The organism is Methylovirgula ligni, assembly GCF_004135935.1.
In the GTDB taxonomy this organism is placed as follows: Bacteria; Pseudomonadota; Alphaproteobacteria; order Rhizobiales; family Beijerinckiaceae; genus Methylovirgula; species Methylovirgula ligni.
The window spans coordinates 2,353,807-2,377,134 of sequence record NZ_CP025086.1; the positions used below are offsets into that span (position 1 = coordinate 2,353,807).

Here is a 23,328-nt window from a genome sequence, read left to right on the forward strand (position 1 = left end):
AACGCCCCAATCAATAAAGCGTCTCCGTTGGGCTATAGAAGATATCTATTAAAGTCGCGGTGCGATCAATTTTTTGGCTTCCGCGAACAGGGTCGCCGTCAGCGGCGTCATGGGTTCGCGCCGTGGCACGACCAAGCCGATCTGGTGGACGGCCTGCGGCTCGATGATGGGGATCGAGCGGATCGGCTCGGCGATCGAGAGGGTTTCGACCAGTTTTTCCGCCATGATGCTGGCCCACTGGCCGGTCTTCACATGGGCATAGAGCGCGATGACCGAATTTGATTCCAGCGTCGGCTCCGGACGCGCGCCGCCGGTACTCGCGAGCAATTGATCGACGATGCGGCGGTTCTGCATGTCGGGCGTGAGCAGACAAAGCGGAATACGCCCGACCTCCGCCCAGGTGACACTCTTGTTGTCGGCGAAGGGGCTGCCTGCGCTGGTCAGCAGGCGATATTGCTCGATATAGAGCGGCAGGCTGCGCACCGTGCCGAGCGGCTCGTTGTCGAGATAGGTGATGCCGGCATCGATCTCGAGATTGCTGATGCCTTGCAGGATTTCGTGCGAATTGGCCGAGGTGACGCTGAAGCGCACGCCCGGATGTTTGGCGCGAAAGGGCGTCGTCAGCGCCGCGACCATGCTGAGGGCTGTGGGAATGACGGCGATGCGCATAAGACCGGTGAGGCCGCTCTTGAGTGCACGAACCTCCTGACGCATGGCGCGGGAGTCGCCGACGATGCGCTTGGCCCATTCGAGCACCCGCTCGCCTTCGGAGGTCAGGCCGTGGAAGCGCGAACTGCGATTGACGAGCAGGACGCCGAGCGTCTCTTCGAGTTGTTTGATGCCGGCGGAAAGCGTCGGCTGTGTCACACCGCAGGCTTCGGCCGCACGACTGAAGCTCTGCTCGCGGGCGACGGCGATGAAAAATTCCAGTTTATCGATCAAGGCTCGACTTAACCAAAACAAACCGCGCCTTGGCCGGCGGGCGGTGGCGCCAAGGCTTGCTCCTTTGCGGGCGCGGGCGCAAGCCGGAATTCAGACCGCGCGAGGTAGAAAGGCCGGGATGTCCAGCCCAAGCCTGGAATAGAAAAGCACGTAAGCCTCGCCATAGGGATGCTCGCGCGCCGCGCGGATTTTCGCTGCGGCATCCGGCGCGGCCATTGCGGCGGCCGCAAGCGCGGCTTCGTGAAGCTGCAGGAAGGCGGAAAAGTCCAGGTCTTCGACATCGGCGCGCCCATGCAGGGCATAGATCGGCGTCGGCTGGCTGCGCCCGCGCAGCAGCGTTTCGCCGAGCGGCACGAAACGAAAGCCGGGGGCGGCCCGCATGGTCGTTTCCGCGACGACGATCGGAACACCGAGATGCTTGGTCGCTTCTTCGAGACGCGAGGCAACATTCACCGTGTCGCCGACGATCGAATAATCGAATCGCATGTCCGAGCCCATATTGCCGACAAAAGCCTCGCCGGTGTTGATGCCGATGCCGAGTTCGATCGGGCGCGTCTCGATGCCGGTTTGCACAAGATGCGCGTTGAGCGCGGGCAGGGCGGCGCGCATCGCCAGAGCCGCGGCGCAGGCGTGCTCGGCATGGTTCGGCACATCGATCGGAGCATTCCAGAAGGCCATCAGGCCGTCGCCGAAATATTTGTCGATGGTGCCGGCTTCAACGAGGACGGATTGCGTCAGCGGCGTCAGGACGCCGTTCAGGAATTGTACGACCTCGACGGCCGAGAGACCTTCCGAACGGCGGGTGAAGTCGCGCACGTCGGCGAAGAGCACGGAGACATCTCGCGCCTCGCCGCCGAGTTCGAGCCTGCTCGGGTCTTTGGCGAGCCGCTCGACAAGCGCCGGGGCGAGATAGCGCGAGAAGGCTTTGCGGACGAATTCACGCTGGCGCTCGCTGCGGCGATAAACGGCAATCGTCATCGCCGCATAGGCAAGGACCCAGGTCGCGCCGGGCATCAGCGCATCGAAGAGAAGGCCGGTGCGCGAGAAGGCATAGAAGCTCGCGAACGCGAGCCCCTCAAGCGAGAGCAGCAGCACGGTGACGGCGGCGACCGGCTTGGTGAAACGCGCCAGCAGCGACATGATGGCGCCGCCCAGCACAACCAGCAGCGCTTCAAGGCCGGGCGCATAATCAGGCCGCGCCAGGCGCGTGCCTGAAAGAACATGCTCCAGCAGTTCGGCATGGATGTCGACGCCCGGCACCGCGGCTTCGAGCGGCGTCGAGCGAATATCGGCGAGCGCACTGGCGCTGGACCCGATCAGGACAATGCGTCCGGCGATATCGTCGTTGGCGACCTTGCCGGCGAGGACGCGCCAGGCGGAGATGTGCCGTGCGGCCTTGGTGCCGGCGTAATGCACGCGCACGGCCCCGTCGGATTCGGTGGCGATCTCAAGCGCGCCAATCTTGACGCTAACGACGCCAGTTCGCGCGCCAAAGCCGCCTGTGTCCGAGGCGTTCGAGGATTTGATCAGGATCGTCGAGGCATGCTGGGCGACGCGGAGAATTTCCGCATCGAGCGAGGGCACCAGCGCGGCATTGGCGCCCTGGGTGAAGACCAGCGGCACTTTGCGGACGATGAGATCGCGATCCGGCGCCCAGTTGATGCTGCCGAGCCCGGCGGCCGCGTTTTGCAAATCCGGCAGGGGCAGAATGGCGCCGCGGAAGTTGAGCAGGAACGGCCGCGGATCATCGCCCAAGGTGGCGAAGCCGGATTTTACCGAAACTTCGTCGCTGTTGCCGTTGGTCAGGACGAGCGTGAGGACGCTGGGGCCGCTGGCAAGGACCTGCGTCAGGCTGTTGTCCTGCATCAGGCCGCGCGCCGCAAGCGCATCGCCGAGCGCCTTGCGCTCGGGGACGTCCGGCAATTGCGCGATGAGATTTTGCGGCGCCGCGCGATCCTGCTCGGAAAAAAGGATGTCGAAAGCGACGACTGCCGCGCCTTGCGCAAAAAGATGGCGGGCAAGATCGGCGAGGCGGTGGCGCGGCCAGGGCCATTGGCCGAGCCGCGCCAGAGAGGAATCATCGATATCGACCACGCGGACCGGAAGATCCGGCAGATAGCGGCGCGGCTCGACCTGCTGGTCATAATCGAAGACGAGATTGCGCAGACGCTCGACGAGCGGCGGACTCTCGAGGCAGAGCAGCAGGCCCAGGCCGATCGGCAAAGCCCAGACCAGTGCGCCCGGCAGAGACCGGACAAGCGGGGAAATCCACGCCGCGATCGTTTTGCCCGGCGAGGCCGCTAGCAAAGCGTCACCCTGATCGGGACATGATCGGACGGCTTGTCCTTACCACGCCGCTCCTTGTCGATGACGACTTCGGTCAGCCGGTCGGCGGCGCGTGGCGAGAGCAGGACGTGATCGATACGGATGCCGCGATCGCGCTGCCAGGCGCCGGCTTGATAATCCCAGAATGTATAAAGGCCGCCGGCATCGGTCGTCGCCCGCAAGGCATCGGTGAAGCCGAGATTGAGCAGCGTATGAAAGCGCGCGCGCGTCTGCGGCAGATAGAGCGCATCGCCCGCCCAGGCGGCGGGATCGAAGCAATCGCGCGCGGCGGGTATGACATTGAAATCGCCGGCGAGCACGAGAGGTTCTTCGAGCGCGAGCAGATTGCGCGCATGTGCGGCAAGCCGGTCCATCCAGGCAAGCTTGTAGGTATATTTGTCCGTCTCCGGCGGATTGCCGTTCGGCAGATAAAGCGAGGCGATGCGGACAATACTGTCGCCGTCGATAACCTCCGCCTCGATATAGCGGGCGTGTTCATCGCTCTCGTCGCCGGGCAGGCCGCGGGTGACTTCAAGCGGCTGCTTCGAGAGGATCGCGACGCCGTTGAAGCCCTTCTGTCCATGCACGGCGATATTGTAGCCGCAGGATTCGACCTCGGCATAAGGAAAAGCCGCGTCGACACATTTCAATTCCTGCAGGCAAATCACATCCGGCCCGATCTCGCGCAGATAGCGCAGCAGGTGCTCGGTCCTCTGGCGGATCGAATTGACGTTCCAGGTGGCGATTTGCATGGCGATGGGGCTGGTATCCAGGCTGCGGGTTGTCTCGGCCGCAGTCTAGCACGCCGGAGCCTGGCGCAAACCGTTGCGCCTCAGGCTCAGGAAAGGTGCGTCGGGGCGCGGTGCAGCCGGGGGCGCGAACGCTCCGGCAGGATGCCTTCGAGCAGGGCGGCGCGACGCAGCGGGCCGATGGCCGATATGGCGAAGGAGCCGAGGCCGCGCGCGAGATCGACTGGTAGAAAATCCGTGAGCATCGAGCGGTTCAGCACATCGACACCGCGGATGCGGATGTCGATGTCCGGCTCGCGCGCCGCAGCATAACGCCGAAGGGGCGCCGCGCCGCCGATATCTTGTCCGGCGGCGCGGGCGGCATCGACGCAAGAGACCAAAGCCGAGATATCGCGCAGGCTGAGATTGAGTCCCTGCGCGGCGAGCGGGGGAAAGGCATGCGCAGCTTCGCCGAGCAAAGCGATCCGGCGGCCGGTGAGATGTGCGACGCGCATCCCGGCCATCGGGAAGAAGCCGGCCTCGCTGTCGAGCCGCATGGCGCCGAAAATCTCCTCGACTTCGCCGGTGATCTCGGCGGCAAGGTCGGCGGCCGCGAGCGCCTTGCGGCGCTGGGCTTCCGCTGCCGAAATCAGCCAGACAAGGCTGGAGCGATGCGGCGCATCCGCTTTCGGCAGCAATGGCACGAGCGTGCAGGGCCCGCTGCGGGTGTGGAACTCGATAGATCGGTCGTGATGTGGCAGTTCATGCGCCAGCAACGCGGTCAGCGCGACTTGCGGATAGGTCCAGCGCCGCGTGCCGATTCCGGCCTTCTGACGGACCGTCGAGCGCTGGCCGTCGGCAGCGACGATGAGTTTGGCGGTGATCCGCCGGCCCGAGGTGAAATGCGCGCTGACGTCGTCTTCGCCATAAACGATATCGTCGAGCCATTCCTCGGTGAGGTGAATGTTCGGATTCTGAAGTGCCAGATCCGCTAGACGCGGAACGAGCTTGCTGTTCTCGATATTGGCGCCGAGTGCCTGAAGACCGATCTCCTCGGCCGCGAAGGTGAGGTTCTGGATCGGCACCGGCGCATTGGTGGCATCGATCAGCTCGATGGCCACGATCTTCGCGGCGATGTCACTCAGATGCGGCCAGAGCTTTTGCGACCGCAGGAAGCGCAGCGAGCCCTCGAACAAAGCGACGGTGCGGCCGTTGCCGGCGGCTTCGAGCGCGCCGACCGCAGCGACTTTATAGCCTGAGTTCGCCAGCGCCAGCGCCGCGGAAAGGCCCGCCGCGCCTGAGCCGACGACAAGGATATCGACAGTGATATCCGGCTCGGCCACGGCCTCGCTCAGCGCTGGTCGATCGGCACGTACAGGCGTTCCGCCGCGCCGGTGTAGAGCTGACGCGGGCGGCCGATCTTCTGGCTCGGATCCTCGATCATTTCCTTCCACTGGGCGACCCAGCCGGCGGTGCGAGCGACGGCGAAGAGCACCGTGAACATGGAAGTCGGGAAGCCCATCGCCTTCAGCGTGATACCGGAATAGAAGTCGATGTTCGGGTAGAGCTTCTTTTCGATAAAATATTCGTCGTGGAGCGCGATATGCTCAAGCTCCATCGCCACATCGAGCAGCGGATCGTCCTTCTTGCCCACCGCTTCAAGCACGGCGTGACAGGTCTTCTGCATGAGCTTGGCGCGCGGGTCGTAGTTTTTATAGACGCGGTGGCCGAAGCCCATGAGGCGGAACGAGTCGTTCTTGTCCTTGGCGCGGGCGATATATTTCGGAATGTTGTCGACCGAACCTATCTCTTCGAGCATTTTGAGGGCGGCTTCATTCGCGCCGCCATGTGCGGGGCCCCAGAGACAGGCGACACCCGCGGCGATACAGGCGAAGGGATTGGCGCCGGAGGAGCCGGCGAGACGCACCGTCGAGGTCGAGGCGTTCTGCTCGTGATCGGCGTGGAGGATGAAGATCTGGTCGAGCGCGCGCGCCAGAACCGGATTGACCTTGTAATCCTCGCACGGCACGGCGAAGCACATGCGCAGGAAGTTCGAGGTGTAGTCGAGCTCGTTCTTCGGATAGACGAAGGGCTGGCCGATCGAATATTTGTACGCCATCGCGGCGAGGGTCGGCAGTTTCGCGATCAGCCGCATGGAAGCGACCATCCGCTGCTTCGGCTCCGAGATGTTGGTGGAGTCGTGATAAAAGGCCGAAAGCGCGCCGACGGAGGCGACGAGAACGGCCATCGGATGCGCGTCGCGGCGGAAGCCCTGGAAGAACCGCGCAAGCTGCTCATGCACCATCGTGTGGCGGGTGATGCGATGCACCCAGTCGGCGCGCTGCGCCGGGGTCGGCAATTCGCCGTAAAGCAGAAGATAGGAGGTTTCGAGGAAGTCGCCCTGTTCGGCGAGTTGTTCGATCGGATAACCCCGATACAGCAGAACGCCCTTGTCGCCGTCGATATAGGTGATCTCGGATTCGCAGCTCGCCGTCGAGGTGAAGCCGGGATCGTAGGTGAACATCCCCGTCTGCGCATAAAGCTTGCTGATGTCGACGACGGAGGGCCCGATGTGTCCATCCTTGACCGGCAAATCGATCGACGTCTCGCCAACAGTGAACTTTGCCGCTGCGGGCGTGGACGTCTTGCTGGGTGCATCGAGCATGGAAGCCTGCCTTCTTATTTGGAACGTTCGACCGCGCTCAAACTGCCGGACAGCCGGTGTCCGGAGGACGGACGTGGTGCAATGCAATATCACCTATCGCATAGTTGGGTTGGGTTCAAGTTGCTTCGGGCGGTTTGCCGTCGCGCTATAATGCAAATTGTCAGCGGATTTGGTCGGCCAATCGGCCAAGGCTTTCGTCGCGCCCCAGCACACTGAAGACGTCGAAAATTCCGGGCGAAGTTGCCCGTCCGGTCAGCGCCGCGCGCAAAGGTTGGGCAACCTGACCGAGTTTGAGGTGCTTCTCCTCGGCGTATTTTCGCACAACCTCCTCTGTTGCCGCTGGGCTCCAGGCCACAAGCGCCGTCAGCCGCGGCAAAAGCTCCGCCAGATGCTGGCGTGACGATGCATCGAGGATGCCAGAAGCCGCCGCGTCGAGCGGTAAAGGCCGCTGGGCGAACAAAAACTGCGCGCCGTCGCGCAATTCGATCAGCGTTTTCGCGCGCTCTTTCAGGCCGGGCATGGCGGCGAGGAGCTTCTGCCGCATTGCGGTGTCGAACTGTTGCGGAAAGGCGCTGTTCTCCGGCAGATGGGGCAGGGTATCGATCAGGAGATCGGTCAGCGCCGCATCGCTCGTCGTGCGGATATAATGCCCGTTCATGTTTTCGAGCTTGGCGAAGTCGAATCGGGCCGGCGAGCGTCCGACATGGGCGAGATCGAACGCCGCGATCATCTCGTCGGTCGAAAAGAATTCCTGATCGCCGTGGCTCCAGCCGAGACGGACGAGATAATTGCGCAGCGCCGCCGGCAGATAACCCATCGCGCGATAGGCGTCGACGCCGAGTGCGCCGTGCCGCTTCGACAGTTTCGCGCCGTCGGCGCCATGGATGAGCGGAATATGCGCCATGCGCGGCACATCCCAGCCGAGCGCCTGGTAGATTTGCATCTGCCGCGCGGCGTTGGTGAGATGATCGTCGCCGCGGATGATGTGCGTGATGTCCATGTCGTGATCGTCGACGACGACGGCGAGCATATAGGTCGGCGTGCCGTCGGAGCGCAGCAGCACGAAGTCGTCGAGATTTTCATTTGCCCAGGCGACCCGGCCTTGCACGAGATCTTCGAGCACGGTTTCGCCCGTCTGCGGCGCCTTGAGCCGGATCACTGGCTTGACGCCGGGCGGTGCGTCTGAGGCCGGCCGGTCGCGCCAGCGTCCGTCGTAACGCGGCGGCTTGCCCTCGGCGCGCGCCTTGGCGCGCATATCGTCGAGTTCCTGCGGCGTCGCATAGCAATAATAGGCGCGGCCCGCTGCCAGCAATTGTTCGGCAACCTCGCGATGGCGTGCGGCGCGCTGGAATTGATGCACGGCCTCGCCGTCCCAATCGAGGCCGAGCCATTTCAATCCGTCGAGGATGGCGGTGATCGCGGCATCGGTGGAGCGCTCGCGATCCGTATCCTCGATGCGCAGCAGCATCTTGCCGCCGAGGCGGCGCGCGTAGAGCCAGTTGAACAGCGCGGTCCGCGCCCCGCCGATATGCAGGAATCCCGTCGGCGATGGCGCAAATCGTGTGACCACTTGAGGCATGAGCGGCGCCTGATCCTTTTCTTACCTTCTGCCGGCATCCGGGCGGGCCAACCGTCGCGGCCCGGTTTGCGACCGCGCGCGGTTTAACACGGAAAAGGTGAAAGGAAAGCCCGGCCCCTTCCTCAGTCCCTTGCCCGGAGCCAAAACCCGGTCGATCATGCATGCGAAGGAACGGGGCGGCGATGAGCGACAGGGCGGGGACGGCGGTTGCGAAAGGCATGGCGCCCGCGCGCTTCGGCCTGCGCCTCGCCGGGTTCGCCGCGGCGGCGCGGCGCAGCTTTCAAAACGCGATCGAAATCGAGATTGCCGAGAGACGATTTTTTCTCTGGCTGCCGGTCGCTGCGGGCGCCGGTGTCGTCGTCTATCTCGTCGCCGACCGCGAGCCTTCGCTCTGGTATGCGGGCTTTGCCGCCGCCGTCTTCGGCATATTTGCGATAGCGCTGCGCCGGCATCGTATCGCGCAAAGCGTTCTGCTCGTTCTCTGCTGCTTCTGTCTCGGAATTCTGTCCGCGAGCTGGCGGAGCGCGCGCGTTGCCGCGCCAGTACTCGATCATATCCGCGTTGCGAGCCTCGAAGGCATGATCGAGGAAATGGATTTCCGCCAAACCGGCGCGCGTTTTCTGCTGCGCGTCGACAAGGCCGAGGGCTTCACGCCGCAGGAGACGCCGTATCGCGTGCGGCTCACTCTACGCCGCACGCCGCCTTTCGAGGCCGGCACTTATGTGCGGCTGAAGGCGCGGCTGTTGCCGCCGGCGCAGGAGAGCCTGCCGGGCGGTTACGACTTCGGGCGTGACGCCTGGTTTGCGCGCATCGGCGCGGTCGGCAATGTTCTCGGCCGGATCGAGATGATCGCGCCGCCGCGTCCGCCCGGCCTTCTCGACGCGGCGCTGATGGCGCTCGATCGCGGCCGCAATGCGCTGGCGCTGCGGATCGACACGATCGTCGGTGGTGAGGCCGGTGCGGTCGCCGCGGCGATGGTGACCGGCAAGCGCGATCTTCTGACCGATGATACCAGGGAGGTGATCCGCAAGGCGGGAATCTTCCACATCATCACGATCTCCGGCGTGCAGATGACCTTGATGGCGGGGATTTTCTTCGTCGGGCTGCGACGCCTGCTGGCGCTCTCGCCGGCGCTGGCGCTGCGCTATCCGATCAAGACATGGGCCGCCGCGGCGGCGATCTGCGGCGCGGTGCTCTACGATATCGCGACCGGCTCGCGCGTCGGCACCGAGCGGGCTTTGTTCATGACGCTCATCATGCTCGGCGCCGTCATCGCCGGGCGGCAATCGCTCAGTATGCGCAACCTCGCGCTCGCCGCCGCGCTCGTCATGCTTATCGCGCCGGAGGCGATCCTCGGCGCGAGCTTCCAGCTCTCCTTCGCGGCCGTGGCGGCGCTCGTCGCGGTCTACGAAGCGCGCTTCGATCGTACCGCGCGGCTTGCCGACGAGCGCGCCGGCCTCGCGCCCGCGCCGCGTGAACGGAGGACCGGACTCGGGCGGCTCTTCGCCCGCGGGCCGGCGGCGCTGCTGTTCGCCACGCTCTGCGCTTCGACGGCGACGGCCTCGTTCATGGCCTACGATTTCCATGAATTGAATCCTTACGTCCTCATCGGCAATCCGCTGACCCTGACGCTGATCGAGCTTTGCGCCGTGCCGGGCGCGCTCATCGGCACCTTGCTCTATCCGCTCGGCTGCGATGCCTTCGTCTGGCACATTCTCGGGCTGGGGATAAGTTTCGTTCTCTGGGTCGCGCGCGGCATCGGCACGCTGCCCGGCGCGGCGCTGCCCCTTAACGCTTTCGCGCCCTGGGCGATCGTCTTTCTTACGTTCGCCGTTCTCTCGGCTGTTATCTGGCGCTCGATGCTGCTGCGGTTGACGGCGGTGCCGCTGGCGCTGATCGGGTTCTACGGCGCCACGCACGGCGGAACGTTCGACATGGCCATCGCGGCAACAGGCGATGCCGTCGCGGTGCGCGGCGGCGATGGCGCGCTGACGATTATCGGCAAGCGGCCCAGCCTCTTCACCGTCGCGCAATGGCTGAGCGCCGATGGCGATGCACGCGACCCGCAGGCGGCGGTCGATGCCAGCGCCTGCGACCGGATCGGCTGCGTCGGCATATTGCCGGATGGGCGCAGCGTCGCGCTGGTGTTGAACGAAGCGGCCTTCGCCGAGGATTGTCTACGCGCCGACATTATCGTCACGCCGCTTTATGCGCCGCCGGGCTGCGCCGCGAGCCTCGTCGTTGACCGCGACCGGCTGCGCGATACGGGCGCGATGCTCTTACACGCGCAAGGCAAGGGCTGGGCGATCGAGACGGCGCGCGCCGTTGGCAAGGACAGGCCGTGGTCGCCGGCGCCGCCGCATCGCTGGGGCAAGCCCGCGCCCATCGCTGCGCCGAAGGCGGATGACGATCCCGGCGCGCCGCTGGAATAGGCGTGTCATTGCGAGGAGCGTCAGCGATCAACCCGGCGCGTCATTGCGAGGAGCGCCTGCGATGAAGCAATCCAGGAGTGGAAGGCTGGATTGCTTCGCTTCGCTCGCAATGACGATCAGCCCCTCAATATTTGCGGATCAAACTCACCAGCTTGCCCTGGATGCGCACGCGGTCGGGACCGAAGATGCGCGTCTCGTAGGCGGGATTGGCAGCTTCGAGCGCGACGGAAGCGCCGCGCTTGCGCAACCGCTTCAACGTCGCTTCCTCGTCGTCGATGAGGGCGACGACGATATCGCCGGTCTCGGCGGTCTCCTGCCGGCGGATGACCACCGTATCGGCATCGAAAATGCCGGCCTCGATCATCGAATCGCCGCGCACTTCAAGCGCATAATGCTCGCCTGTCGAGAGCATGTCGGGCGGCAGGCTGATCGTATGGCTGCGGGTCTGCAGCGCAGTGATCGGGGTGCCGGCGGCGATGCGGCCCATCACCGGAATGGCGACCATGCTGATGCGTTCGTCCTCCTCGTCCGCCGGGAGCACGGGGCGCACCTTGCCGAGGTTGCCCTCGATCACCTCGGGCGAGAATTTGCGGCCGCGCCCATGCGTCGCCGGCGTCGTCGATTCCGGCAGGCGGAGCACCTCCAGCGCACGGGCGCGGTTGGGCAGGCGGCGGATGAAGCCGCGCTCCTCCAGCGCGAGGATCAGCCGGTGGATGCCCGACTTGGAGCGCAGATCGAGCGCTTCCTTCATCTCGTCGAAGGAAGGCGGCACGCCGGTCTCCTTCAGGCGTTCATTGATGAAGCGCAGCAGTTCGCTTTGTTTGCGGGTTAACATCAGGCGCTCTTTCGCTCTCGGGGCGGCTCCGGGCCGAATCACATGCCGGATCAGGTAAATAGAAGCCGCTAAACAAAGAGTGAACAGACCCTAACCGTTCTTGCTGTGTTCCGTCAAGGGGGTGTGCCGAGTTATCCCCTTTGGACACGTAGGCTGATCCGTGCTAAGAAATGAGGCATGGGACGGGAAGCCTTATGCACATTGGCGGTCAGCGCCGTGGTGGGTCTTGTGACCCTCGCGCTTGAGCCGTGGACACCGCAATGGTGGCTCGGAATAATCATTTTTTCTGGACTTGCGCTTTATACGGCCGTTGACGGCGGTTTTTGGCAACGAACTCGCCAGCAACATCCGAAACTTTCCTTTTTTGGGGTGATCGCAATTATTGGCGCCTGTGCGGCTGCCTTATATGTCGCGGGTTATAAGCGCGAAGCGGCGGCGGCACGCATAAGCGTTAGCGGCCTCTGTCAAACAGAACCGCCAGAGCCATGGAGCTTGGTCCCGGATGCGCCAGTTTGGTTGAAGGTCGCTGCGCAGGAATACGGGACGGCCGAGTGCAGTTATCCGGGGTCCAATCCGCGAGTTCAAAAATATTTTAGCGCTATGGACGATGGCCATCTCTATCGGGAAGATACAACGGATTGGTCGTCGCCGTTTGTGTATTGGGCTTTGAAACAAGCGGGAATAGAAGGCGTCAAGGGCATCTATCCCCTAGCGTGGCTCAACTGGGGGAGGACGGTATCCGCCCCGCAGATCGGTGATCTGGTCATTTTGAAAGTAGACCGACGCATTCCGCATGTCGGATTTTGGTTAGAGGACGATGGGGACCGTGTCCGAGTTCTGGGTGGCGACGAAAACGACGCCGTGCGCGCGTATCATTATCAAAAATCGGATGTGCTTGGTTATAGGCGTCCTGCCGCTAAATTAGGGACTGATTTTTGATGCCAGCCGACGTTACGCTGACGACCCGCCGTCCCGAGCCTCCATCGGCTGATTTCGCTTTTGAAATTGATTTCAAGAGAGGTGAAGGTTCGGCCTCTCGCGTTTTCCTTGCGATAAATGACTTTATAAAAGGATGCGAACGTCTCGATGCCGAACTTGTCGGCACAATCGATTCGAACATCGAAACGGTAATGGTTCTAGAGGACATAGAGGCTGGTTCAATTAAGGTCTGGCTTCGCAACCTATTAAGCGCAGTTGATGACGACGCACTAAAACAAGTCGATTGGAAACCGGCCGTAGGAAGATATCTGGTCAAGGCAAAATATGCGGTCATCAAATGGGTGGATGACGATACGGACCCCAAAAGCCTTCCGGCTCTTGCAAGAGAGATACAATCGATTGCTGCGGAAACTGATGTGAAACATTTGCCCGATTATCGAGCGCCATCTGTCACTGCATTGTTGGGCGCAGTCAAAGACTTTGAGGAAGTTAAGAGTCGGTTGCTTCCGGATGACCGCGCAACCTTCATCGGGGCTGACGGTCAGTCAACAGACTTCAATTTATCCATTCGTTGGGATTTAGATCGGATAGAAGAATTGGCTATAAAGGAAGTGGTTCGCTTCCCAGTAGCTCCTATGATTTTGGCTGTTAAAAAACCAGACTATTTGGGGAACAGCAAATGGGAGTTGAGACACGGTAAGCGTTCCATTTCCGCGAAAATCGAAGATGCAGAATGGCTGAGGAGATTTCAAAATAGGAATGTGGACGTACGCCCCGGCGATGCACTCCGTTGTGAAGTGCAGATTGAGCATCTTTACGGGCACGATAATGAGCTACTCGCGGAAAACTACACGATTGTTCATGTCATCGACGTTCTCGTGAACGCCTATCGGCAGGAAAATCTCTTTGAAGATCACGGCAATGGCTCCTAAGCGTCAGTTACCAGAAAATCCGCACCCCGATACCGAAGATCGGTTCAATCGGCTTTTGCAGGAGATGGCAAAGCCGGTAACGCAGGACGCGCAAACACAATCAGAAGAAGATCAAACATCAGATGCGGAGCGTGACGAAGGTTGCGATTCTTAGAGACGTGAATATACGTCCCGTTGATGCCGCGATTTAGCATCGCCCAAAAGCTTTTAATCATGTTTATGTGCGCGTCGCCGCGATATGCGGCCGGATGTGCTGACACATGCGCCATGCGGTTTTGTACGTGACGCCAATCTGACGCTGAACTTCCTTTGCCGTAACCCCATCGCGTGAAGCCGCGAAAAGCAACATCACGAAAAACCAATCGGTGAGTGGGGTGCGGGTCTGCTCAAAAGGCGTCTCGGCAGTTGGATAGATTTGATGGGCGCAATGCTCGCACGAATAGCAGCGGCGGCTCTCAACGCGATAATAATTGGCGGCGCGATGGCAGCCCTGGCAGATGAACCGCTTGCCATATCGAGCGCGCATCAAATGCTCCAGGCACACGTCATCATTCGGGAACCGCTTCTGGAATTCTTTGAGGGTAGGTGGCTTCTTCGTGCTCACGAAGAAAATCTAACAGATACCGATTACTTGTCTATAAGGGATAATTTGAGTGTTCCAAGCGTCTCGCCAATAGTCGCGCTTGGCTGCGGGTCGGATTTCGCGGATACAGGGATGCGCCCGAGGGGGCTTCAGGGGGAACCATCATGCATTTGTCTTACAGGCTTCGCGCGGGCCTCGTCGGTCTGCTTGCCCTTTTCGCCGCGAGCTTGCCGTCCAGCGTTTTTGCCGACAGCGGGAGTGTGCGTCTTTCCATCGTGAAGGGCGGCTGGTTCATCGGCGCGAATGCGGGCGGCGGCACATTGTATTTTCACGGGCGCCGTTATGCGCTGTCGGTCGGCGGCGTCGATGCCGGGCTCGTCTTCGGCCTGTCGCATACGACCTTGCACGGGCGGGTGCTCCATATCTCCCGGCCGTCCGACATTGCGGGTGTCTATGGCGCGGCCGGCGCGGGCGCGGCGGTTGGCGTCGGCGCGCGTGTCATTCAGCTCGCCAATGACAAGGGCGCCATTTTGCAGTTGGAAGGTTTTCAGGTCGGCCTGATGGCGAACCTCGACCTGAGCGGCCTCGTTATCGGGCTGAGATAGCCGCCGGGGCGCCTTAGCCCTCCACCGGCAAAGGCGCGAAGCTGATCGCGCCGCGCTTGAAGAGCATGTCCCACAGCCTGTCTTCGCCGATGACACGGCCGATTTCGCGGAAGGCGAAGAACGGGACGAGCGCGACGAACATGAGGGCAACGACGCATACAAAGCCCTTCACCGTGCCGCCGCCGATCGGCGGGAAGCTCGCGAGCGCACCTTTGCCGTGCCACAGGCCGAGCAGCTCGCTCTCGGCAATATGCGCCGCGACGAAGAGAATGGCGAAGGCAAAGGCCTTGTAGAGGATCGGATAAATCAGCGGCTTGTTCCTGAATCCGTCGGCGAAATTGAGATCTTCCGCGACCAGGAGCACTTTCGCGAGGACGAGGGCGTTGATCAGCGCGAAGCCATGCGAGGCGAAATTGATGTGCTCTTTTGAGAGCACGATGGTTTCGCTGAGCACGTAAAGCCCGAAGATCACCCAGAGATAAAGCACGATGACGAGGAGGCGCTTTGTCTCCTGCTTTGCCCAGCCGATCAGGTCGTGGTGGGCCGGCGTGGCTTGCTCGATCACGAGTTCCTCCCTGCGTCGAAGCAATCACCGCGCGCCGCGCGTCAACATTCCTCCGGCACTTTGCCGAAACGCTGGCAAAGCGATTTCATCAGTTCGATCGCTTCCGGCCCGCAAAAGGAATTAGAGCGGGCGTTGACGCAGCCTTTCGCGGTCTTGAGGACGTCCTGGATTTCGCTGCGTTCGAGCACGCCTTTCGCCGCGAGCTTGTCGAGTAGGGCGAAAAGGACGGCGCTGCCGACGATGGCGAGGCTTTTTTCCGAGGTTAGGGGGCTGGAAGGCGTTGGCATGGCTCACGCTCCTGTGAACGAGCCGATGCTAGCGCGCCGCCAAACATTGTAAATGCTGAAAACGTCTTATGCCCAAGGCTGCGGGGTCCGCCGGAGGCGGCTAGCGCAGATGCAGCAATTTGGCGCCCACCGAGACGAGGGCTACGACCAGAGAGGCGGCAATTGCCAGACCGCAGAGAGCCGCCACCGCCGCACCCGCAAAGAAGACGACGCGGCGCAGATATCCCTCAGCCGTCGGGGGAAACTCGACCTTGTCGTCGCGGGAGGGGGTCAAATCGAAGTGGGGCATGCCGCTCTGGTTCCGGGCCTTATGAGGCAGCCATCATAGGCCCTTGTGCGGACATCACAAGGGCGGGGCAATAGAGCAGGGCAAGTCCCCGCATGCCGCGGGCCGAATCGCACCGCCGGCATCGGCGGGGGTGCCGCGCGATGCGGCCGTCGATTGGCAGCGGAAGCACCGGCGCCTTGCGGCCGCAAAACCGTAAAATTTCGATATGCCGTTCGACGGTGGAGTTTCTTCGCACAAACGCGCCGAAAAAAGCAAAATCCGTTCATTGAAGTCGAGTGGTGGACATTGGACACTTATGCCCAGGCTTGGAAAGCCTTTATCGGATTATCCAGCGGGGACAGTCGCAATGAGCGTAGCGAATCTTCATCAGCAAGATATTTCGGCGATCAAGGTCAAACCCATAGGCGGGCGCATCGGCGCCGAGATCGAGGGCGTGAAATTGTCCGGCGAGTTGTCGGCCACCGTCGTCGCCGGCATCAATGCCGCGCTGCTCAAACACAAGGTGATCGTATTCCGCGCGCAAGCACATCTTGACGACGCCAAGCAGGAAGCGTTCGGGCGGCTCTTGGGCGATCTCGTTCCGCATCCGACGGTCCCGTCCGTCGCGGGCACCGAGGCGGTTCTCGAGCTCGACGGCGCACACGGGATCCGGGCGAGCTCGTGGCATACGGATGTCACGTTCCGCGATGCCTATCCGAAGATCTCGATCCTGCGCAGCGTGGTCGCGCCCGAGCGCGGCGGCGACACGGTCTGGGCGAATACCGCCGCAGCCTACGCCGAGCTTCCGGATGCGCTCCGCGATTTCGCCGACAAGGTCTGGGCTCTCCACACCAACCGGTACGATTACGCCGCGGCGGCGGGCAGCGCAGCCCTGAAAAAGATAAATCCAGAAATCCTGAAGCAATATCGCGACATCTTCACCTCAACGGTCTTCGAAACCGAGCATCCGCTCGTGCATATCCACCCGGAAACCGGCGAGCGTTCGCTCGTCATCGGGCATTTCGTCAAGGAGCTGATCGGCTTCTCGCCATCGGATTCCCGGCTGCTTCTGCACATCTTCCACGAGCACGCCACGCGGCCGGAAAACACGTTCCGCTGGCGTTGGTCGCAAGGCGACGTGGTGATCTGGGACAATCGCGCCACGCTGCATCGCGCCGTCGACGATTATGACGACCTGCCGCGTATCGTGCATCGCACGACGCTCGCGGGCATTCCCAACATTTCGGTCGATGGCCGCACCAGCGTGACCCGCGTCATTACGAAGGAACAGATCGCGGCCTGAGGGCTGTAGAGAAATTTTTAATACCAATTCATTTGAAACCCGTGTTCTGGGGGAGATCGCATCTCCCCCATTTTTCTTTTCGTCTCACGGTTCGCTTGAGGATGGCTGCAGGTTTTGCAGCGTGTCCTGGATTTGCGCGTCGTTCGGGTTGGCTTGCAGCGCGGCTTTCAGGACTTCGCCGGCGGCCGCCGCATTTCCTTCGGCCTTGAGGACCAGCGCAAGAACAATGGTAAGCCGCGCATCATTTGGGTGGCGCCGCAGGCCCGCGCGCAGGGTCGTCTCCGCCGCGCCCTTGTCGCCACGGCGCACCTGGGCCAGTGCGAAGGCGTAGACGGCATCGGGCTCGTCGGGCGCGAGCCTGTAGGCTTCCTGCAACAGCGCGAAGCTCTCGTCCTCCCGGCCGGCGGCGTGGTCGAGGTCGGCGAGATTGAGGGTGGCCGGAAGGTAATGCGCGTCGAGCTTTAACGCCGCGCGATATTCTTCGGCCGCTTCTTCAGTGCGGCCCTGTTCGGATTTCAGTGCGCCGATATTCAAATGGCTTTCCGGCCGCTCGGCCGCGTCGCGCTGCGTCGCGATCCATTCGTCGACGCGGGCGGTCAAATGCGCCGCGTCCTCACCGCCGAGCTGCGGGGCGAGAAAGCCGAGCAGCCGCGCCGTGCCGACACGGACGGCCTTCAGCGGATCGTCGAGCAGCGGCCACGCGAGCCGCTGCTTCGTCGCGGCGTCGTAAGGCTGAAGCGCCCGAAGCGCGGCGAGCCGAACGAGGCCGTCCGGGTCGTGCAAACTCGTCTCGATCAGTTTCAGCGTCGTGGCGTCGTCGTTGATGTGCGTCAGGGCGTTGGCGCGGACGATGGGCGCGAAGGCGGGGTCGGCGGCAAGTGATTCCAGAGAGTGTTCCGCGCCGGGCGCGCCGGCACGTGCGGCGGCGAAGACGTCGCCGTAATGTGGCATCGGGCTGGCGCCGGTCCATTCGCGAATCTTCTGTGCCAGAAAGGCCGCGCTTTTATCCGCATGGCAGGCAGCACAGGCATTGGTAACGCCAATATTCTCCGTCAGATCCGGCCGCGGAATGCGAAAGCTGTGATCGTGGCGGACATGCACGCCCATGTAGACGCGGGTCGGCATATGACAGGCGCTGCATTGACTGCCGGGAGAGCCCTGCGGGTGATGATAATGGGCGGCCGTATCGAACCGCGCCGGCGCGTGACATTGTCCGCAGAGGGCATTGCCTGCCTTTCGCAGCGATAGACTATGCGGTTCGTGGCAGTCGGCGCAGATGACACCGGCGCGAAACATCTTGCTCTGCAGGAACGACGTATATTCGAAGTCCTCGGCTTCGATCTGTCCGTCGGCCTGGAAGATGTCCTGATCGAACGAGGTCGGCACGCGGCTGTCGAGCAGCGGTGCGCCGGGCAGGGGGTCGGACAGAGCCTCGGCGCGGACATGGCAGGGCGCGCAGATTTCGAGAGTCTGGCTCGTGCGCCGCGGTCCGACCCAATGACGGATGCCGGTTTGCGGGCTGTAATCGCTCCAGCCGCCGGATGCGTGACCGAGGACTACGAGCAGACCTTTCACCGGGTCGGATGTATTTTCCGCTGTTTTCTTGGCGCTGCGCGCCCAGGCGACATGCACGGTCCCCGGCCCGTGACACGATTCACAAGCGACATCGATGTCGGAGAAGGTCGTATGATAGCTGTCCTGACTCGCATCGTAATTCTTGCGCAAACCCGTCGAGTGACAGGGCGCGCAGATGGAATTCCAGTTGTAGTCACGTCCGGTCCAATGCAGCGGATCGCCGGGTTTCAGTGTCTTCCCCGGCTGCAACGCAAACCATCGCTGGCCGCCTTGCGCGGCCGTCCGTGCGTCCCAGGCGAAATCGAAAGCTTGCAGGCGGCCGCGGTCGATCGCGAGCAGATATTGCTGCAGGGGAAAGACGCCGAACGTATAGGCGACATCATAGTCGTGCGCGGATTGGCCATTCTCTTCGACGCGAACGACGAAGCGCTCGCCCTGTGTGAGAAAGGTCGCCGTCTTGCCGTCCGCGGAAAGGCTACGCCCATCGAAAGCGCCGCGAATGTTTTGCCGTGTCGGCAGCATCATCGCCTGCGCATGATGCGAGCGGCGCCAATCCGCGGCTTCTGCTGGATGACAGGATTCGCATGTGCTCTCGCCGACGTATTCCGGCGGATGCCGCGCTTCGACCGCGTGGATCGCACCGGCCATCATGCAGAGCGCAATTGCGCCCGATAAACAGAGAAAAATATTTTCCTTCATGGCTCCGCTTAAAGCGGATTTTCCTTTCATACCGATAGCTTATACTAAGTATATTAATCTTATAGACTAAATAGTTTTATTTGGTAGAGCTAGGTCGAAGCTGCGGGGGGTTCGCAGCCTCCGGCGAGGCTATGCAATGACTTCAGGGACAAACGGAACGATATTTTCGCGCGGCGCGAGCCGGCGCGACATTCTGCGACAGGGCTTCGCGCTGCCCGCCGCAGCGAGTCTCGCGATGCTGACGAAATCGTCATTCGCGATCGCTGCGGACGATGATCTCGCGACCCTTCATCTCGCTTATCGCTACGGGCTGCCCCTCTACGACAACGCGCGTGTCACATATCTCGTCTCGCAGAGTCCTCTCAATCCCTTGCGCGTTGCGCCCAACTTCTTTCTGCACGGCCGCAAATTGGCCGACTATCACTCGCGTCTCGTCACGACGCCCAATACGGATACGCTGTATTCCGTCGCCATCGTCGACCTCACGGCCGGTCCGGTTTTGCTGAAAGTGCCGGAATTCGGCAAACGCTACTATTCGATCGCGCTGATCGACGCCTTCACCAACAATTCCGATTATGTCGGCTCGCGCGCGACCGGAGGGCAGGCGGCGACCTATGTCATCGTGCCGCCGGGTTACGACAAGGCGCTGCCGGACGGAGCAAAGCGGCTTCACGCCAATACGCCGCATACCACTCTTCTGGTCCGTATCCTGATCGATGGGCCGGACGATTACGACGACGTGCACGATCTGCAAAATGGCCTGAAACTTACACAGGCCAACACGCCGCCGGCACCCTCGCTGATCGCGCCGGATCCCCGCGATCCCGAAAATTTCGTGGCGCTCGTCAATCAGGTTCTGCGCATCAACCCGCCGCCGGCCGCAGACCAGGCCGCGCTCAAGCGCCTGGCGGCAGTCGGCGTAGGTGCCGAGAGCGGCGCCTTGACCGCATCGCAAAAGGCCCTGTGGGCCAAATATTTCGACGAAGCGCAGAAGGCGCTTCTGGCCGAGATCCACGGGTTCGGTGCGACGCACGACGGCTGGACCTATTTGCCGAGCGATGTCGGCAACTTCGGCACCGATTACGCGACCCGTGCGGCGATCGCCATCACCGGCCTCTGGGTCAATATTCCAGCCGAGGCCGTCTATACATTCGCCGGGCTGGACAGCAAGGGAGAGAAGCTCGTCGGCTCGAAGAATTACCGGCTGCGTCTGCCGGCCGGAGCGCCGCCGACCGATTCTTTCTGGTCGCTTTCGATCTACGAGGTTGAGCCCGACGGACGGCTCTTCTTCACCGACAATCCGCTGCATCGCTATGCCATCAGCGACCGCACGCAAGGCCTGAAGAAGAACGCCGACGGCAGCCTCGATATTTTCATCCAGCGCGCCTCGCCGGGCGGTGACAAGGAATCGAACTGGCTGCCGGCGCCGGAAGGGGATTTCCGGCTCGTCGCGCGCGCCTATCTCCCGCGCCCCGAGCTTCTCGACGGCCGCTTCAAATATCCGAGCGTCGAGCCCGTCGCCTGAGGCCTGCGATCGATCGAAGCAACACGCCTGAAGATTAAGAGCCTGATCCGGAAAAAGCCGCCAATGGCTTTCCGAAAAGATAGGGCCCAACAGAAAAACGAGTTGGTCCATGCACCCTGGTAATTTCCTGCGTCCGGTTTTGACTGGGCGCCGCTTCACGCAATTCCTGTTACTCCCGCTTTTGTGCATCAGCTTCGCCGCGCGCGCGGAGGAGGTTCTGCCGAAACCGGAGGAGCCGTTTCAAGGCACGATCGGCAAAACGCGCGAGGAATCGAGTGCCGCATGGCCGTCGCCGTTACGCGCCAAGCATGGCGCGCCGAACATCGTCCTGATCCTACTCGACGATGTCGGGTTCGGCGCGTCGAGCACCTTCGGCGGCGCGGCGACAACGCCCGAGCTCGACAAGCTTGCGGCGCAAGGTCTGCGCTATAATAATTTCAATGTGGTCGGCATCTGCGCGCCGACCCGCGCGGCGCTGCTCACCGGGCGCAACCATCATCAAGTCGGCTTCGGCAATCTCCCCGATGTCGCGGCGGGTTTTCCGGCCTATAACTCGGTCTGGAAGAAGAACACAGCCTCGATTGCCGAGGTCTTGCGGCTCAACGGCTACAGCACCGCGGCTTTCGGCAAGTGGCACAATACACCGACCTGGGAGATATCGCCGGTCGGGCCGTTCGATCATTGGCCGACAAGCCTCGGCTTTGAATATTTCTACGGCTTCCTGGCCGGTGAAACCAGCGAATGGGACCCGCGGCTCTATCGCGACACGGCGCCGGTCGAGCACGCGCCCGATCCGAAATATTATCTGACCACCGATCTCGCCGATGATGCGATCCATTGGATTCATCAGCACGATGCCGTCGCGCCGAAAAAGCCCTATTTCGTCTATTTCGCCACCGGCGCGACGCATGCGCCGCATCACGTGCCGCATGAATGGATCGACAAATACAAGGGCAAGTTCGATCAGGGCTGGGACAAACTGCGCGAGGAAGTTTTTGCCCGGCAGAAGAAGCTTGGCGTCATCCCCGCCAACGCGCTGCTGACGCCGCGGCCCGATGGCCTGCCGGCGTGGGATTCGCTGACGCCGGATCAGAAGAAGCTCTATGCGCATCAGATGGAAGTCTATGCCGGCTATCTTTCGGTGACGGATTATGAGGTCGGCCGGCTTTTGAAAGATTTGCAGGACAGCGGCGACGCGCAACATACGCTGGTGTTCTACATCGTCGGCGACAACGGCGGCAGCGCCGAAGGCGGTCTCGAGGGCTCCGACACCAATGTCGCGACTATCGAGGGCTCGCATCGCACAGTCCCCGAAATGCTCGAGCATTTCTCCGATCTCGGCAGCCCCGATTACGACAACCATTACGCCGCCGGATGGTCCTGGGCGACTTCGACACCCTTCCAGTGGATGAAGCAGATCGCTTCGCATTTCGGCGCGACGCGCGATCCTCTCATCGTCTCCTGGCCCGACCATACAACCCATTCGGAGATCGTCCGAAGCCAGTTCGGCCATGTCAACGACATCGCGCCGACCATCTATCAAGCGGCCGGGGTCACCTTCCCGGATGTTGTCGACGGCGTGAAGCAAATTCCGCTCGAAGGCAAAAGCCTGGTTCCGAGCTTCACCGACCCGCAGGTCAAGAGCCAGCACACGGTTCAATATTTCGAGATTTTCGGCAACCGCGCGATCTACAAGGATGGCTGGGTCGCCGCCGCGCGGCGCTATAAGCCGTGGGAGATTTTCAGCAATCTCGCCACTTTGTTCCGCGGCAATTTCGACAAGGACCGTTGGGAGCTTTATCACGTCGACGAGGATTTCAGCGAAGCCAACGATCTCGCGGCGAAAGACCCGGACAAGCTGAAAGAGCTGAAAGCCGTCTTCGACGCGGAGGCGGTCCGCAACGGCGTCTATCCGCTGGTGCCGATTCCGCTCGTCGATATTCCGACCGTCACCGGCGACAAGACGCATTTCGTCTATCTCTCGGGTGTCGATCGGTTGCCGCTCGCCACGGTGCCGGAGCTCAGTGTTTCGCACAAGCTGACGGCCATCGTCGATTTTCCCGATAATGCGCCGCAAGGAGTCATCGTGGCTGAAGGCGGTCGCTACGGCGGCTTCAGCCTCTACGTCAAAGACGGCAAGCTCATCTATGAGAGCAACGTCTATGGCACGATCCACCAGACGCTGGTTGCGTCGGGCCCGCTGCCGAAGGGAAAGACTCAGGTCGTCTATGAATATGAGGCTGATCCCAGCAAGCTGACCGGCATTGCCGCTTTGCTCGCGCCGAAGGTGACGTCCGGAACAGGCCGTCTCTTCATCGGCGATAAAAAAGTCGGCGAGACCCACTTCGCCAAAACCGGCGGCTTCCACAGCGCGATCACAGAAACCTTCGATGTCGGCCAAGACACCGGCTCACCGGTCAGCTCCGTCTATGGCTCGCCGTTTCCGTTCAACGGCAAGGTCGAGCGCGTCACGATCGATCTTGAATAATTCGCCAGCAATCAAAGGATCATTGGCATGAATCGTCGGATGTTTTCGAAGCT

General features: G+C 62.1%; 18 protein-coding genes and 1 pseudogene. 7 read left to right on the forward strand and 12 right to left on the reverse strand.

Annotated elements, in window-relative coordinates:
• Positions 1-48: 48 nt before the first annotated feature.
• The 6 genes from CWB41_RS11350 to gltX all read right to left on the reverse strand — a co-directional run bounded on the left by CWB41_RS11350 (position 49) and on the right by gltX (position 8,239).
• Complete coding sequence (locus CWB41_RS11350) at positions 49-942, reverse strand: LysR family transcriptional regulator (protein ID WP_115836620.1); 894 nt, start codon at positions 940-942, stop codon at positions 49-51.
• Positions 943-1,032: 90 nt separating this feature from the next.
• Positions 1,033-3,249, reverse strand: coding sequence for a CHASE2 domain-containing protein (locus CWB41_RS11355; protein ID WP_115836619.1), 2,217 nt, complete (start codon positions 3,247-3,249; stop codon positions 1,033-1,035).
• Positions 3,243-4,019 carry an exodeoxyribonuclease III gene (xth, locus tag CWB41_RS11360; protein WP_115836618.1) on the reverse strand — a complete coding sequence of 259 codons (777 nt, stop codon included), beginning with the start codon at positions 4,017-4,019 and terminating at the stop codon, positions 3,243-3,245. Before xth ends, CWB41_RS11355 begins: the two co-directional genes overlap by 7 nt.
• Before the next feature lie 86 nt (positions 4,020-4,105).
• Positions 4,106-5,338, reverse strand: coding sequence for an FAD-dependent monooxygenase (locus CWB41_RS11365; RefSeq protein WP_165204288.1), 1,233 nt, complete (start codon positions 5,336-5,338; stop codon positions 4,106-4,108).
• 8 nt (positions 5,339-5,346) lie between these two features.
• Positions 5,347-6,660, reverse strand: coding sequence for a citrate synthase (gene gltA / locus CWB41_RS11370; protein WP_115836616.1), 1,314 nt, complete (start codon positions 6,658-6,660; stop codon positions 5,347-5,349).
• A 160-nt stretch (positions 6,661-6,820) separates the two neighbouring features.
• A complete protein-coding gene (gene gltX, locus CWB41_RS11375) occupies positions 6,821-8,239 on the reverse strand; it encodes a glutamate--tRNA ligase (RefSeq protein ID WP_115836615.1) in 1,419 nt (472 codons plus the stop codon).
• Positions 8,240-8,421: 182 nt separating this feature from the next.
• Here gltX and CWB41_RS11380 point away from each other — a divergent pair, with 182 nt between their 5' ends.
• Complete coding sequence (locus CWB41_RS11380) at positions 8,422-10,671, forward strand: ComEC/Rec2 family competence protein (RefSeq protein WP_115836614.1); 2,250 nt, start codon at positions 8,422-8,424, stop codon at positions 10,669-10,671.
• 124 nt (positions 10,672-10,795) lie between these two features.
• Here the strand turns inward: CWB41_RS11380 and lexA are convergent, their stop codons facing one another.
• Positions 10,796-11,506: a transcriptional repressor LexA gene (lexA, locus tag CWB41_RS11385; RefSeq protein WP_115837086.1), complete on the reverse strand. Its 711-nt coding sequence runs from the start codon at positions 11,504-11,506 to the stop codon at positions 10,796-10,798.
• Positions 11,507-11,683: 177 nt separating this feature from the next.
• Here lexA and CWB41_RS11390 point away from each other — a divergent pair, with 177 nt between their 5' ends.
• Positions 11,684-12,445: a TIGR02594 family protein gene (locus CWB41_RS11390; protein ID WP_115836613.1), complete on the forward strand. Its 762-nt coding sequence runs from the start codon at positions 11,684-11,686 to the stop codon at positions 12,443-12,445.
• Entirely contained in the window at positions 12,445-13,377 is a 933-nt protein-coding gene (locus tag CWB41_RS11395) for an LAPAL motif-containing putative phage structural protein (RefSeq protein ID WP_115836612.1), read from the forward strand. The genes CWB41_RS11390 and CWB41_RS11395 overlap by 1 nt, the downstream gene beginning before the upstream one ends.
• Positions 13,378-13,421: 44 nt before the next feature.
• On the opposite strand, the pseudogene CWB41_RS11400 reads toward CWB41_RS11395, so the two are convergent.
• Positions 13,422-13,981: pseudogene (locus CWB41_RS11400) on the reverse strand (transposase).
• A 143-nt stretch (positions 13,982-14,124) separates the two neighbouring features.
• Here CWB41_RS11400 and CWB41_RS11405 point away from each other — a divergent pair.
• Positions 14,125-14,565: a hypothetical protein gene (locus tag CWB41_RS11405; RefSeq protein ID WP_115836611.1), complete on the forward strand. Its 441-nt coding sequence runs from the start codon at positions 14,125-14,127 to the stop codon at positions 14,563-14,565.
• Between the two features lie 13 nt (positions 14,566-14,578).
• Here the strand turns inward: CWB41_RS11405 and CWB41_RS11410 are convergent, their stop codons facing one another.
• The 3 genes from CWB41_RS11410 to CWB41_RS11420 form a co-directional block, all read right to left on the reverse strand.
• The gene (locus CWB41_RS11410; protein ID WP_115836610.1) at positions 14,579-15,130 is read right to left on the reverse strand and encodes a hypothetical protein; all 552 of its coding nucleotides are present in this window, start codon (positions 15,128-15,130) and stop codon (positions 14,579-14,581) included.
• A gap of 41 nt (positions 15,131-15,171) precedes the next feature.
• On the reverse strand, positions 15,172-15,417 hold the full coding sequence (locus CWB41_RS11415) for a hypothetical protein (RefSeq protein ID WP_115836609.1): 246 nt from the start codon (positions 15,415-15,417) through the stop codon (positions 15,172-15,174).
• 100 nt (positions 15,418-15,517) lie between these two features.
• Positions 15,518-15,706 (reverse strand): hypothetical protein, encoded by a 189-nt coding sequence (locus tag CWB41_RS11420; protein WP_129396470.1) that lies wholly within the window; start codon positions 15,704-15,706, stop codon positions 15,518-15,520.
• Between the two features lie 346 nt (positions 15,707-16,052).
• Between CWB41_RS11420 and CWB41_RS11425 the strand changes: the two genes are divergently transcribed.
• Positions 16,053-16,988: a TauD/TfdA dioxygenase family protein gene (locus CWB41_RS11425; protein ID WP_115836608.1), complete on the forward strand. Its 936-nt coding sequence runs from the start codon at positions 16,053-16,055 to the stop codon at positions 16,986-16,988.
• 84 nt (positions 16,989-17,072) lie between these two features.
• On the opposite strand, the gene CWB41_RS11430 is transcribed toward CWB41_RS11425, so the two are convergent.
• On the reverse strand, positions 17,073-19,214 hold the full coding sequence (locus tag CWB41_RS11430; RefSeq protein ID WP_165204291.1) for a tetratricopeptide repeat protein: 2,142 nt from the start codon (positions 19,212-19,214) through the stop codon (positions 17,073-17,075).
• A gap of 184 nt (positions 19,215-19,398) precedes the next feature.
• Between CWB41_RS11430 and CWB41_RS11435 the strand changes: the two genes are divergently transcribed.
• Entirely contained in the window at positions 19,399-20,787 is a 1,389-nt protein-coding gene (locus CWB41_RS11435) for a DUF1254 domain-containing protein (RefSeq protein ID WP_115836606.1), read from the forward strand.
• Positions 20,788-20,896: 109 nt separating this feature from the next.
• Entirely contained in the window at positions 20,897-23,275 is a 2,379-nt protein-coding gene (locus tag CWB41_RS11440) for an arylsulfatase (RefSeq protein WP_115836605.1), read from the forward strand.
• Positions 23,276-23,328: the final 53 nt, after the last annotated feature.

Bases quoted from the DNA above. Each gene is read 5' to 3' on its own strand.
- CWB41_RS11425 (WP_115836608.1), top strand. From the start codon at position 16,053: ATGAGCGTAGCGAATCTTCATCAGCAAGATATTTCGGCGATCAAGGTC.
- CWB41_RS11420 (WP_129396470.1), bottom strand. From the start codon at position 15,706: ATGCCCCACTTCGATTTGACCCCCTCCCGCGACGACAAGGTCGAGTTT.
- CWB41_RS11390 (WP_115836613.1), top strand. From the start codon at position 11,684: ATGGGACGGGAAGCCTTATGCACATTGGCGGTCAGCGCCGTGGTGGGT.
- xth (WP_115836618.1), bottom strand. From the start codon at position 4,019: ATGCAAATCGCCACCTGGAACGTCAATTCGATCCGCCAGAGGACCGAG.
- CWB41_RS11395 (WP_115836612.1), top strand. From the start codon at position 12,445: ATGCCAGCCGACGTTACGCTGACGACCCGCCGTCCCGAGCCTCCATCG.
- CWB41_RS11415 (WP_115836609.1), bottom strand. From the start codon at position 15,417: ATGCCAACGCCTTCCAGCCCCCTAACCTCGGAAAAAAGCCTCGCCATC.
- lexA (WP_115837086.1), bottom strand. From the start codon at position 11,506: ATGTTAACCCGCAAACAAAGCGAACTGCTGCGCTTCATCAATGAACGC.
- gltA (WP_115836616.1), bottom strand. From the start codon at position 6,660: ATGCTCGATGCACCCAGCAAGACGTCCACGCCCGCAGCGGCAAAGTTC.
- CWB41_RS11440 (WP_115836605.1), top strand. From the start codon at position 20,897: ATGCACCCTGGTAATTTCCTGCGTCCGGTTTTGACTGGGCGCCGCTTC.
- CWB41_RS11380 (WP_115836614.1), top strand. From the start codon at position 8,422: ATGAGCGACAGGGCGGGGACGGCGGTTGCGAAAGGCATGGCGCCCGCG.
- CWB41_RS11435 (WP_115836606.1), top strand. From the start codon at position 19,399: ATGACTTCAGGGACAAACGGAACGATATTTTCGCGCGGCGCGAGCCGG.
- CWB41_RS11405 (WP_115836611.1), top strand. From the start codon at position 14,125: ATGCATTTGTCTTACAGGCTTCGCGCGGGCCTCGTCGGTCTGCTTGCC.
- CWB41_RS11430 (WP_165204291.1), bottom strand. From the start codon at position 19,214: ATGATGGCCGGTGCGATCCACGCGGTCGAAGCGCGGCATCCGCCGGAA.
- gltX (WP_115836615.1), bottom strand. From the start codon at position 8,239: ATGCCTCAAGTGGTCACACGATTTGCGCCATCGCCGACGGGATTCCTG.